Source organism: Vibrio sp. MMG023 (assembly GCF_021654215.1).
Lineage (GTDB): Bacteria > Pseudomonadota > Gammaproteobacteria > Enterobacterales > Vibrionaceae > Vibrio > Vibrio jasicida.
Genome location: NZ_JAKFZP010000002.1, coordinates 774,613 through 786,658 on the forward strand (window position 1 = coordinate 774,613; position 12,046 = coordinate 786,658).

Annotated in this window: 10 protein-coding genes and 2 tRNA genes; 1 reads left to right on the forward strand and 11 read right to left on the reverse strand. The window is 44.8% G+C overall.

What is annotated here, in order from left to right; all coding sequences use genetic code 11:
- Positions 1-5: 5 nt before the first annotated feature.
- The 10 genes from infB to rlmE all read right to left on the reverse strand — a co-directional run bounded on the left by infB (position 6) and on the right by rlmE (position 10,692).
- Complete coding sequence (gene infB / locus L1076_RS08695) at positions 6-2,690, reverse strand: translation initiation factor IF-2 (RefSeq protein WP_038865880.1); 2,685 nt, start codon at positions 2,688-2,690, stop codon at positions 6-8.
- Between the two features lie 21 nt (positions 2,691-2,711).
- Positions 2,712-4,199, reverse strand: coding sequence for a transcription termination factor NusA (gene nusA, locus L1076_RS08700; RefSeq protein WP_038865878.1), 1,488 nt, complete (start codon positions 4,197-4,199; stop codon positions 2,712-2,714).
- A 36-nt stretch (positions 4,200-4,235) separates the two neighbouring features.
- The gene (rimP, locus tag L1076_RS08705) at positions 4,236-4,691 is read right to left on the reverse strand and encodes a ribosome maturation factor RimP (protein ID WP_054756408.1); all 456 of its coding nucleotides are present in this window, start codon (positions 4,689-4,691) and stop codon (positions 4,236-4,238) included.
- A 227-nt stretch (positions 4,692-4,918) separates the two neighbouring features.
- A tRNA-Met gene (locus tag L1076_RS08710) sits at positions 4,919-4,995 on the reverse strand.
- A 56-nt stretch (positions 4,996-5,051) separates the two neighbouring features.
- Positions 5,052-5,135: transfer RNA gene (locus L1076_RS08715), tRNA-Leu, on the reverse strand.
- Between the two features lie 17 nt (positions 5,136-5,152).
- Entirely contained in the window at positions 5,153-5,491 is a 339-nt protein-coding gene (gene secG / locus L1076_RS08720; protein ID WP_010649836.1) for a preprotein translocase subunit SecG, read from the reverse strand.
- 223 nt (positions 5,492-5,714) lie between these two features.
- The gene (glmM, locus tag L1076_RS08725; RefSeq protein ID WP_045420981.1) at positions 5,715-7,055 is read right to left on the reverse strand and encodes a phosphoglucosamine mutase; all 1,341 of its coding nucleotides are present in this window, start codon (positions 7,053-7,055) and stop codon (positions 5,715-5,717) included.
- 19 nt (positions 7,056-7,074) lie between these two features.
- Positions 7,075-7,905 carry a dihydropteroate synthase gene (gene folP, locus L1076_RS08730; RefSeq protein WP_038865870.1) on the reverse strand — a complete coding sequence of 277 codons (831 nt, stop codon included), beginning with the start codon at positions 7,903-7,905 and terminating at the stop codon, positions 7,075-7,077.
- Between the two features lie 69 nt (positions 7,906-7,974).
- Positions 7,975-9,954, reverse strand: a complete 1,980-nt coding sequence (gene ftsH / locus L1076_RS08735; RefSeq protein ID WP_038865868.1) for an ATP-dependent zinc metalloprotease FtsH — start codon at positions 9,952-9,954, stop codon at positions 7,975-7,977.
- Positions 9,955-10,062: 108 nt separating this feature from the next.
- Complete coding sequence (rlmE, locus tag L1076_RS08740) at positions 10,063-10,692, reverse strand: 23S rRNA (uridine(2552)-2'-O)-methyltransferase RlmE (protein WP_038878958.1); 630 nt, start codon at positions 10,690-10,692, stop codon at positions 10,063-10,065.
- Between the two features lie 138 nt (positions 10,693-10,830).
- Here rlmE and yhbY point away from each other — a divergent pair, with 138 nt between their 5' ends.
- A complete protein-coding gene (gene yhbY, locus L1076_RS08745) occupies positions 10,831-11,127 on the forward strand; it encodes a ribosome assembly RNA-binding protein YhbY (protein WP_005380066.1) in 297 nt (98 codons plus the stop codon).
- Between the two features lie 79 nt (positions 11,128-11,206).
- On the opposite strand, the gene greA is transcribed toward yhbY, so the two are convergent.
- Positions 11,207-11,680 carry a transcription elongation factor GreA gene (greA, locus tag L1076_RS08750; protein ID WP_038865864.1) on the reverse strand — a complete coding sequence of 158 codons (474 nt, stop codon included), beginning with the start codon at positions 11,678-11,680 and terminating at the stop codon, positions 11,207-11,209.
- Between the last annotated feature and the right edge of the window lie 366 nt (positions 11,681-12,046).

The window sequence follows — 12,046 nt, forward strand, 5'->3', positions numbered from 1 at the left end:
GTCAATTAGTCTAGAGTACGTTTGATTTCAACGATTTCGAATACTTCGATCTGGTCGCCTACGCGAACGTCGTTGTAGTTCTTAACGCCGATACCACACTCGTAACCATTTTTAACTTCTTGAACGTCATCTTTAAAGCGACGAAGTGATTCTAGTTCACCTTCGTAGATAACAACGTTATCGCGTAGTACGCGGATTGGGTTGTTACGCTTGATCAGACCTTCAGTAACCATACAACCAGCGATTGCACCCAGTTTCGGTGACTTAAATACGTCACGTACTTCAGCAAGACCAATGATTTCTTGCTTGAATTCTGGAGCAAGCATACCGCCCATTGCTTGTTTAACTTCGTCAATCAATTGGTAAATGATTGAGTAGTAACGTAGATCAACGCTTGCTGCTTCAATCGCACGACGAGCAGAAGCATCAGCACGAACGTTAAAGCCAAGGATGATTGCGTTAGAAGCTTCTGCAAGTACTGCATCAGTTTCAGTAATACCACCAACACCAGAACCAACGATGTTCACTTTCACTTCGTCAGTAGACAGTTTCAGTAGTGAGTCTGCAATCGCTTCTACAGAACCTTGTACGTCTGCTTTTAGTACTACGTTTAGTTCAGCAACTTCACCAGCAGTCATGTTAGAGAACATGTTCTCTAGTTTAGATTTCTGCTGACGAGCAAGTTTCACTTCACGGAACTTACCAGCACGGTAGTTTGCTACTTCACGTGCTTTACGCTCGTCACGTACTACTGTTGCTTCATCACCTGAAGATGGTACGCCTGAAAGACCTAGGATCTCTACAGGGATAGATGGACCAGCTTGAGTGATTTCTTGACCTAGTTCGTCACGCATTGCACGAACACGACCGTATTCTTGGCCACAAAGAACGATATCGCCTTTGTTTAGCGTACCTGATTGAACAAGTACGGTTGCAACTGGACCACGACCTTTATCTAGGCGAGATTCAACAACAACACCAGACGCCATGCCTTCAGCTACAGCCGTAAGTTCAAGAACTTCAGACTGAAGAAGGATAGCTTCTAGAAGACCATCGATATTTGTACCCTGTTTAGCAGAGATGTGAACAAACATGTTCTCACCGCCCCACTCCTCAGGGATTACGTCGTATTGAGCTAGCTCATTCTTAACGTTATCTGGGTTCGCGTCTTCTTTATCGATCTTGTTCACAGCAACAATCAGAGGAACACCAGCCGCTTTCGCGTGCTGAATCGCTTCAACTGTTTGTGGCATTACGCCATCGTCTGCTGCTACAACAAGAACAACGATATCTGTCGCTTGAGCACCACGAGCACGCATTGCAGTAAACGCTGCGTGTCCAGGAGTATCAAGGAACGTGATCATACCGTTGTCAGTTTCAACGTGGTAAGCACCGATGTGCTGTGTGATACCACCCGCTTCGCCTGAAGCAACGTGTGTACGACGGATGTAGTCAAGTGTTGACGTTTTACCGTGGTCAACGTGACCCATGATAGTTACAACTGGAGCGCGAGGTACTGCTTCTGCGTTAGTGTCGCGATCAGATAGTACTGCTTCTTCCAGTTCGTTCTCTTTACGAAGAACGACCTTGTGACCCATTTCTTCAGCAACAAGTTGTGCTGTTTCTTGGTCGATCACTTGGTTGATAGTCGCCATAGCGCCCATCTTCATCATCACTTTGATAACTTCTGTCGCTTTAACCGACATCTTGTTAGCAAGTTCAGAAAGAACGATTGTTTCGCCAATTACTACGTCTTGTTTTGCTACAGTCGCAGACTTATCGAAACCGTGTTGCATTGAAGTTGGCTTAGCAAGTTTGCCTTTGTTACGGCCCTTACCACCACGTTGGTTACGACCACCACGTGACTGCTCTTCTCTAGCTGGTTTCTTCTTCTTACGACGAGCACCGCCTTCTTCTTTACGGTCAGCTGCATCTTCAGCTTCACGAGCGTACGTAGAAGTGGTTACGTGGTAGTCAGAGTTTTCAAGTTCTTTCTTCTTAGACTCTTCTTCAGACCAACGAGCTTCGTTTTCTTCTGCAAGTTTACGAGCTTCTTCAACAAGCTTAGCTGCTTCTTGCTCAGCTTTACGTTGGGCTTCTTCTTCCTGACGACGCTTTAGCTCGTCAGCTTCTTTCTTCGCTTGCGTATTAACATCCGCATTTTTTGCATTCATGTCTTTCTTAGCCTTTTCAGCTTGTGCGCGTTTTGCCTTTTCTTCAGCGTCACGTTTTGCATCCGCTTCACGTTTCACTTTCTCTTCGGCTTCGCGCTGTGCTTTCTCTGCAGCTTCACGTTTGGCTTGTTCTTCTGCCTCACGCTTCGCAAGCTCTTCAGCTTCACGCTTTGCTGCTTCCTCAGCCTCACGTTTTGCATCGTCTTCGATAGTGCTGCGCTTCACATACGTGCGCTTCTTACGCACTTCTACTTGAACATCCTTACTTTTGCCGCCACCTGCTGCAACACTTAGTGTGCTGCGAGTCTTACGCTGAAGCGTCAGTCTAGTAGGTTCAGATTCGCCCGACGTATCGCCGTGCTCTTTCTTCAGGTGAGAGAGAAGCTTTTGCTTCTCTTCATCCGATACATGGTCAGAACTCGCTTTGTTCATGCCAGCGTCAGCAAGTTGTTCCATTAAGCGGTCGACTGGAGTACCAATCTCTTCACTCAGAGCTTTAACTGTTAATTGTGTCATGCCGCTTCCTCCTTGCTGATATTATGCTTCTTCGCCGAACCAACAGATGTTACGTGCAGCCATGATAAGCTCACCTGCGCGTTCTTCTGTCAGGCCTTCAATACCTTCTAAATCGTCGATACCCTGGTCGGCTAGATCTTCTAGTGTTGCAACACCTTTCGCTGCTAGTTTGAACGCCATTTCACGCTCTAGACCTTCAAGACCTAGTAGGTCTTCAGCTGGCTCAAGACCTTCAAATGACTCTTCTTGTGCTAGTGCGATAGTGGTTAGTGCGTCTTTAGCACGGCTACGTAGTTCTTCAACAAGTTCTTCGTTAAGACCGTCTACGTCAAGCAGTTCGTTAACTGGTACGTATGCGATTTCTTCTAGCGTTGAGAAACCTTCTTCAACAAGCAGTTGAGCGAAGTCTTCTTCAATGTCTAGGTACTTCATGAAGTTCTCGATTGATGCTTGAGATTCTTCAGCGTGTTTTTTCTGAAGATCTGCAACAGTCATTACATTCAGTTCCCAACCAGTTAGTTGAGACGCTAGACGAACGTTCTGACCTGCACGACCGATAGCTTGAGCTAGGTTATCTGCTTCAACTGCGATGTCCATTGAGTGTGCATCTTCATCAACAATGATTGATGCTACGTCAGCTGGCGCCATTGCGTTGATAACAAACTGTGCTGGGTTATCATCCCAAAGAACGATATCGATACGCTCACCACCAAGTTCGCCAGATACTGCTTGTACACGTGCACCACGCATACCAACACAAGCGCCCACTGGGTCAATGCGTTTATCGTTTGTTTTAACCGCGATCTTAGCGCGAGAACCAGGATCACGTGCCGCACCTTTAAGCTCGATGATCTCTTCAGCGATCTCAGGCACTTCAACACGGAATAGTTCTGCCAGCATTTCAGGCTTAGAACGCGTGATGAACAGTTGGAAACCACGAGCTTCTGGAGCTACTTTGTACAGAAGACCACGAACACGGTCACCTGGACGGAAGTTTTCACGAGGAAGTTGGTCATCACGTAGGATTACCGCTTCAGCGTTGTTACCAAGGTCCATTACGACAGTTTCACGGTTTACTTTCTTAACAACGCCAGTGATAAGGTCACCTTCGTTGTCAATGAACTGTTCAACGATTTGTGCACGCTCAGCTTCACGTACTTTCTGTACGATAACTTGCTTAGCCGTTTGTGTCGTAATACGGTCAAAAGTAACTGAAGGGATATCATCTTCAACAAAGTCGCCTAGTTGAAGTTCTGGATCTTCATACTGTGCAGCTTCTAGTGAGATTTCTTTTGTTGGATTTTCAACATCTTCTACGATCAACCAACGACGAAATGTTTCGAATTCGCCCGTTTTACGGTCAATAGCAACACGTACGTCGATTTCGATCTCGTACTTTTTCTTAGTAGAAGTTGCTAGAGCAATCTCAAGAGCTTCAAAGATACGCTCACGAGGTACCGCTTTTTCATTCGATACCGCTTCTGCTACCGCTAAAATTTCTTTACTCATTGTATTTAGCCTCTAAGCTTAAACTTTTTTAGGGAACTAAAATTTAGGGATCAGGTTAGCTTTTGAAATGTTACTTAGAGCAAACTCTTCTTGTTGCCCTTCAACAGTAACCGCTATTGTCTCACCATCAACGCTGTGGATAGTACCTACCCACTTGCGGCGGTTGGCAACAGCCATTTTCAATACGATGCTGACCTCGTGACCAATAAATTGCTCGTAATGTGCTGCTTTGAAAAGTGGTCTTTCTAAGCCTGGAGAAGAAACTTCTAGGCTGTAAGCAACAGAAATTGGATCTTCAACGTCTAATACTGCACTTACCTGATGGCTAACTTCTGCACAGGCATCTACATTGATGCCATTTTCATGGTCGATGTAAATACGTAACGTTGAGTGCGCACCCGCACGAATAAATTCTAATCCAACCAACTCGTAGCCTGATGCCTCTACTGGAGCTTCAAGCATTTCAGTAAGTTGTCTTTCTAAACCAGTCATTTTAACCACTCCAGAAACAAAAAAAGGGCTCAGAGCCCAATCAAAAAACCAAGCAGTATCTGAGAGATTATAAAAACTCAGATAACAAAAAACCCCGAAAGTCGGGGTTTTATGCTGCTGGACCCTGATACGTTAAGAATAGCCAAAAATGCTTTTCTTAACTCACAGTGTGGTTAGCACTGTGCAAACTTGCCAATCGCATCATTCTTTCCAATGAAAGAAGAGATTGGTTGCGGGGGCCGGATTTGAACCGACGACCTTCGGGTTATGAGCCCGACGAGCTACCAAGCTGCTCCACCCCGCGTCCGACTTGCTGAGCATTATACCCTCAAACAAGTGATTTACAAGTTTGTAAATTCATGGTGCCGAGAGAGGGACTCGAACCCTCACACCAAAGGCACTAGCACCTCATGCTAGCGTGTCTACCAATTTCACCATCTCGGCGCATAAACTTTTACAGCTTATTGAGGAATCTCATCACCAGTAGGTGCTGGAACTTCACTCGCTGCATCTTTAACTTGTTCTACAACTGGTTGACCTAACGTTGGGTCTACCCATTGTGACTCAGTCTTGTGCGTAGACATACGACCAAGTAGCAAGCTAATGATAAAAAATACGGTTGCTAAAATAGCAGTTGTTCGGGTTAAGAAATTACCTGAGCCGCTTGCGCCAAACACTGTGTTTGAAGCACCTGCACCGAACGAGGCTCCCATATCTGCGCCTTTACCTTGTTGAATCAACACAAGGCCAATCACACCAAGCGCCGCCAACAGGTAAATCACAAGTAGAACTGAAAACATTTTTTCCACCTATGTTCCAAATTGTTGAGCCAGCGCCGTTCAAAAATAACACTTTCATTTTAGAACAAGGCTAGCGACCTCCTAACGGGAGGCGGAGCAATACTAGCGAAAGCCAGTAACGCTGACAAGGGAAAATTAGCAAAAAATCAGCACTAACGCATTAAGCGCTCAAAAAAAGGGCAAAAGTTGCCCTTTTCTCTCGCAAAAGGCATTAAAGCAATGATTAACAACTCGCTTTTACAGCTTCCGCAATCTTAAGCGCAGAGCTTTGAACGAGCTCTGCATCCTCACCTTCCACCATAACACGGATCAATGGCTCGGTGCCTGACTTACGAAGCAACACACGACCCTTATCGCCTAACTCCGCTTCAACCGCCGCTACAGAGTCTAGTACGGCTTGCTCTTCAAGTGGATTGTTATCACCAGCAAAACGAACATTCTCAAGCACTTGAGGGTAAAGTGTCATACCTTGCGACAAATCGTGCAACGACATATCACTGCCAACTACAGACGCAATCACTTGCAGTGCTGCTACGATAGCATCACCCGTAGTTACTTTGTCTAGCAAGATAACGTGGCCTGAATTTTCCGCGCCAATTTTCCAGCCTTTAGCAAGTAGCTGTTCCATGACATAACGGTCACCCACTGCTGCACGCACAAATGGAATGCCTAATTGTTTCAAACCATTTTCCATGCCTAGGTTTGTCATTAGCGTACCAACGACACCACCTTTTAGCTCACCACGACGCAGAGCATCACGTGCGATGATGTAAGCGATTTGGTCACCGTCAATCTTGTTGCCTAGATGGTCAACCATGATAATACGGTCACCGTCACCATCGAACGCCAAGCCGAGATGAGCTTGCTCTTCTACAACGCGCTTTTGTAAAGCACGAACGTCAGTCGCGCCAACTTCAGCGTTGATGTTCGTGCCGTTTGGCTCTACACCCATTGCGATCACTTCTGCACCTAACTCTTTAAATACGTTAGGAGCGATGTGGTAAGTCGCACCGTGTGCACAGTCAACGACAATCTTAAGACTTGCTAGGCTAAGCTCCGATGGGAATGTGCTCTTACAAAATTCAATGTAACGACCAGCAGCATCATTTAGACGTGTCGCTTTACCTAGCTCAGCAGACTCGACACACTCGATGTCTTTATCTAACTCAGCTTCAATAGCAAGCTCGATATCATCTGGTAATTTAGTACCTTCAGACGAGAAGAACTTGATACCGTTGTCGTAATAAGGGTTGTGTGAAGCAGAAATAACAATCCCCGCTTCCGCGCGGAAGGTTTGCGTTAGGTATGCCACCGCCGGTGTTGGCATCGGACCAGTAAAGGTCGCTTTTAACCCCGCAGCAGCAAGGCCGGCTTCCAGTGCAGATTCAAGCATATAACCAGAAATACGCGTATCTTTACCGATGATCACTTTCTTAGTACCTTGTTTTGCTAGTACACGACCAGCAGCCCAGCCAAGCTTAAGTACGAAATCAGGGGTAATTGGGTATTGTCCTACTTTCCCGCGCACACCGTCGGTACCAAAGTAACGTCTTTTATCAGACATAAAACTTTCCTTAATTCTTTTAGATATTATTTTTCGTCATCTCGACAATTTTCATTGCTTCAATGGTTTCTTCAAAATCATGAACTCGAATGATCTGTGCACCTTTCATCGCTGCCAAAGTCGCACAGACAACGCTTGCGTTAGCACACTCGCTCGCTGGCTTATCCAATAATTTAAAAATCATGGACTTACGCGAAAGCCCTGCCAATATAGGTAAACCAAACTCATGAAACTTGTCGAGATGAGCAAGCATATGATAATTGTGTTCTATGGTTTTGCCAAAACCAAAACCAGGATCAAGAATAAGTTGTGACTTTTCGATCCCTACCGATTCGCACGTGGTAATACGTTCATGCAGAAATTCAGCCACATCACTCATCAAATCATCATAGTGAGGGTTGGCTTGCATGGTTCGAGGTTGCCCTTTCATGTGCATCAAACAGATTGGTAAGTTTGATGCAGCAGCCACCTCTAACGCACCCGGCTCTTGAAGGGCGCGAACATCATTAATGAGATCTGCACCAGCCTCAATCGCTTGACGCATCACTTCAGCTTTACTGGTATCAACAGAAATCCAAACATCGTGCTTTTCACGGATAGCTTTGATCACAGGAATAACACGTTGCAACTCTTCTTCTAATGTAACGTCTGGCGCTCCGGGACGTGTTGATTCGCCACCGATGTCAATAATGCTCACTCCAGCCTTAATCATTTTCTCAGCTTGGATCAAAGCAGAATCAAGATTATTAAACTTGCCACCATCAGAGAATGAATCCGGCGTGACATTGAGAATCGCCATCACGTGAGGATGGGATAGGTTGAGGGATTTATTATTTGCTTTAATGATCATAGCTTTAATAATTACAACATAAACAAAAACCCCGAGCTTAACTCGGGGTTTATTATCAAAGACTACTCTTTATTCAGAGTCTTTCTTTTCTGGCACTTCGCTTGAAGTCGCTTCTTGAGTCGTTGATTGCTCTACTGGTTTAGTAGGCTCAACAGACTTCTCTTCCGCTTTTACTTCAGGCTTCGCTTGAGGCTTATCGTCGTCTTCTGGTTTATTAGTAGGTTTATCCCCCCAACCAGCAGGCTCACGAATATCTTCTTTACGTTCCATCAGGTCGTCAATTTGGCCAGCATCAATGGTTTCATACTTCATTAGCGCGTCTTTCATCGCATGCATGATGTCCATGTTATCTTCCAAAATTTGCTTCGCACGATCGTAGTTGCGGTCGATGATCTTACGGACTTCGTCATCGATAAGCTTCGCTGTATCATCAGACATGTGTTTAGTCTGCGTCACACTACGGCCAAGGAATACTTCACCTTCGTCTTCTGCATAAAGAAGCGGACCTAATTTTTCAGAGAAGCCCCACTGTGTCACCATCTTACGAGCAATATCTGTTGCACGTTCAATATCGTTGGATGCACCAGTTGATACTTTCTCTTTGCCGTAAATAAGCTCTTCAGCCAGTCGACCACCATACAAACTAGAAATCATCGACTCAAGATGTTGACGGTTCATGCTTACGCGGTCTTGCTCTGGTAAGTACATTGTCACACCAAGCGCACGTCCGCGTGGAATGATAGATACTTTATACACTGGATCATGTTCAGGCACGAGACGACCAACAATAGCGTGACCAGCTTCGTGGTAAGCCGTTGACTCTTTTGTCTCTTCAGACATCACCATTGAACGACGCTCTGCACCCATCATGATTTTGTCTTTTGCTAGTTCAAACTCAACCATAGATACATTGCGTTTGTTGCCACGAGCAGCAAACAGTGCAGCTTCGTTGACCAAGTTAGCAAGATCAGCACCAGAGAAACCAGGCGTACCACGTGCAATGAGAGAAGGCTCTACATCGCCAGCAAGAGGTACTTTACGCATGTGTACTTTAAGGATCTGTTCACGACCACGTACATCAGGTAGACCAACCACAACTTGACGGTCAAAACGGCCTGGACGTAGCAACGCTGGGTCCAATACATCTGGACGGTTAGTCGCAGCGATAACGATGATACCTTCGTTACCTTCGAAACCATCCATTTCTACTAGCATTTGGTTAAGTGTTTGCTCACGTTCATCGTGACCACCACCAACACCAGCACCACGCTGACGACCTACCGCATCGATCTCATCAATAAAGATGATACAAGGTGCCGCTTTCTTCGCTTGTTCGAACATGTCACGCACACGAGATGCACCAACACCAACAAACATTTCTACGAAGTCAGAACCTGAGATAGTAAAGAATGGTACTTTTGCCTCACCTGCAATGGCTTTCGCTAGTAGCGTTTTACCAGTACCCGGAGGACCAACCATTAGAACACCCGTTGGAATCTTACCGCCCAGCTTCTGGAAACGGCTTGGGTCACGCAGATAGTCCACCAGTTCTTTAACATCTTCTTTTGCTTCATCACAGCCTGCGACGTCAGCAAAAGTTGTCTTGATTTGTTCTTCGCTCATCATACGAGCTTTACTCTTACCGAAGGACATTGCGCCTTTACCGCCGCCGCCTTGCATTTGACGCATGAAGAAAATCCACACACCAATCAGTAAGATCATTGGGAACCAAGAAATAAAGATAGTACCAAGTAAGCTCTGCTCTTCAGGAGGCGTACCTTGTACTTTCACATTTTGGTTGATTAGGTCATCTAGAAGCTTCTGATCATACACTGGCATGTAGGTGACCATTTTGGCACCACCGCCACGACGAACGAAACTAATCTCACCGTCTTTAAAAGTTGCTTCTTGAATCTGGCCTTGGCCAACTTCCTGTACAAACGTGGTGTAGTCCACGGTTCTGCCGTTGCTCTCTCCAGGGCCAAAGCTCTGGAATACCGACATCAACACGACAGCGATAACAAGCCACAGAATTAAATTTTTTGCCATGTCACTCAAGGTGTCAGCCTCTCGATAACTAATTGTAATTAAAGGTAGGGTACTACAGTTTATTAGCTGTAGCTATAGTGTTAACCATGCTCTAAACGAGCGAAATAGTTAACCTTTGTAACCAGTGGCTACAACGAAGACTTCTCGTGAGCGAGCTCGCGATGAGTCTGGTTTTCTGATTTTTACGGCTTTAAACATGTTTCGGACTTCTTTAACGTACTCGTCGAAGCCTTCACCCTGGAAAACCTTTACGACAAAGCTACCATTAGGTGCTAGAACTTGTCGACACATATCTAAAGCCAATTCAACTAAATACATAGCTCGCGGCTGATCTACTGAGTTGTTGCCTGCAATATTAGGCGCCATATCAGACATTACTACGTCTACCATCGAAGGTTGGATTCTTTCCAACAACGCTTCTAATACCGCATCGTCACGAAAGTCACCTTGTAAGAAGCTTACACCAGCGATTGGATCCATCGGTAATAAGTCACACGCAATGATTTGTCCTTCGTCACCTAATATCTTAGCAGCATATTGAGACCAGCCCCCCGGAGCCGCGCCTAAATCGACGACAGTCATACCAGGTTTCAACAATTTATCTTTCGTTTGGATCTCATCAATTTTGAAGTAAGCACGAGAACGATAGCCTTTTTTACGAGCTTCGTTAGCGTATTTATCATCAAAGTGTTCTTTCAACCAACGACCAGAACTAGCCGAATGTTTTTGTTTACTCATTTTAATCCCAACAAGGCGTAAATAGGAGCTATTGTTCTAATAGGCTCAACCTATTGCTCAATAAATTATAGTCTTCAGCAATAGATGGCGTTAAAATAGCTTTTTTCAACCCTTATTTTAAAGAAAATTGGCCGCGTAATGAACCTAAGCACCAAACAAAAGCAGCACCTTAAAGGCCTGGCTCACAGTTTAAAACCTGTTGTGCTAATGGGCGCAAATGGACTTACAGAAGCCGTGCTAGCAGAAATTGAAATCGCTCTAAACCATCACGAACTGATCAAAGTGAAAGTTGCATCAGAAGACCGTGAGACAAAACAGCTAATCATCGACGCTATCGTACGTGAGACGGGCGCTGAAAAAGTTCAGACTATTGGTAAAGTACTTGTGCTATACCGCCAATCTGAAGAGCGTAAAATCGAAATTCCTCGTAAGTAATCTCAACTTACCCTATGGAAGAAGAAAAGGTCGCCAATGGCGACCTTTTTTGCATCTAACGATAAGACATATCGAGTGATTACACGTATTCTACGCTATCGATTTCGAAGTCTTTCGCACCACCTGGGGTTTGAATAACGACTTCGTCGCCTTCCATCTTACCAATCAAACCACGAGCAATTGGAGAACTAACAGAGATTCGACCCGATTTAATATCAGCTTCGTCATCACCAACAATTTGGTAAGTTTTTTCTTCTTCTGTATCGCAATCGATCAAAGTCACTGTTGAACCAAAAATCACTTTGCCTGTGTTGTCCATCTTGGTTACGTCGATAACCTGAGCCACAGACAGTTTGTATTCGATGTCACGGATTTGTGCTTCACAGATACCCTGCTCTTCTCGAGCCGCGTGGTATTCTGCATTTTCCTTCAAGTCACCAAGTTCGCGTGCTTCTGCGATTGCTTCTGAAATCTGTGGGCGAAGCTTTAGTAGACGATCGAGTTCTGTGCGTAGCAATTGTTCGCCACGCATTGTCATTGGAACTTTTTCCATTATATAACCTCAAGGCCAAAGGTGTCTTTGGACAAAAAAAGCCCACCCAACCAAATGGCTAGGTAGTGCGTTCGAAGATTTGTTTCAGTTAGTTTAAACAAACTCCGATATGAAATCACCCTAATTCGATTTCACAGCGTGACAGCGAAAGAAATACCTCGTCATGAATTGTTTTTAGATTTAACCATCATCGCAGTTTATTGGAAAACAACACTGTTCATTACACTAAAAACATCAAAAAAGATAAAAACAAATCAATGTCAGACCAATGTTAGCCCCAACCTAACCATTTAAATACAATAACTTACACTAAAAACCCAAACAATTGAACACCGTTCATTAGTTGGATTTATATCATTTTACTAA

Bases quoted from the DNA above. Each gene is read 5' to 3' on its own strand.
- infB (WP_038865880.1), bottom strand. From the start codon at position 2,690: ATGACACAATTAACAGTTAAAGCTCTGAGTGAAGAGATTGGTACTCCA.
- folP (WP_038865870.1), bottom strand. From the start codon at position 7,905: ATGATCATTAAAGCAAATAATAAATCCCTCAACCTATCCCATCCTCAC.
- greA (WP_038865864.1), bottom strand. From the start codon at position 11,680: ATGGAAAAAGTTCCAATGACAATGCGTGGCGAACAATTGCTACGCACA.
- yhbY (WP_005380066.1), top strand. From the start codon at position 10,831: ATGAACCTAAGCACCAAACAAAAGCAGCACCTTAAAGGCCTGGCTCAC.
- secG (WP_010649836.1), bottom strand. From the start codon at position 5,491: ATGTTTTCAGTTCTACTTGTGATTTACCTGTTGGCGGCGCTTGGTGTG.
- rlmE (WP_038878958.1), bottom strand. From the start codon at position 10,692: ATGAGTAAACAAAAACATTCGGCTAGTTCTGGTCGTTGGTTGAAAGAA.
- ftsH (WP_038865868.1), bottom strand. From the start codon at position 9,954: ATGGCAAAAAATTTAATTCTGTGGCTTGTTATCGCTGTCGTGTTGATG.
- rimP (WP_054756408.1), bottom strand. From the start codon at position 4,691: ATGACTGGTTTAGAAAGACAACTTACTGAAATGCTTGAAGCTCCAGTA.
- glmM (WP_045420981.1), bottom strand. From the start codon at position 7,055: ATGTCTGATAAAAGACGTTACTTTGGTACCGACGGTGTGCGCGGGAAA.
- nusA (WP_038865878.1), bottom strand. From the start codon at position 4,199: ATGAGTAAAGAAATTTTAGCGGTAGCAGAAGCGGTATCGAATGAAAAA.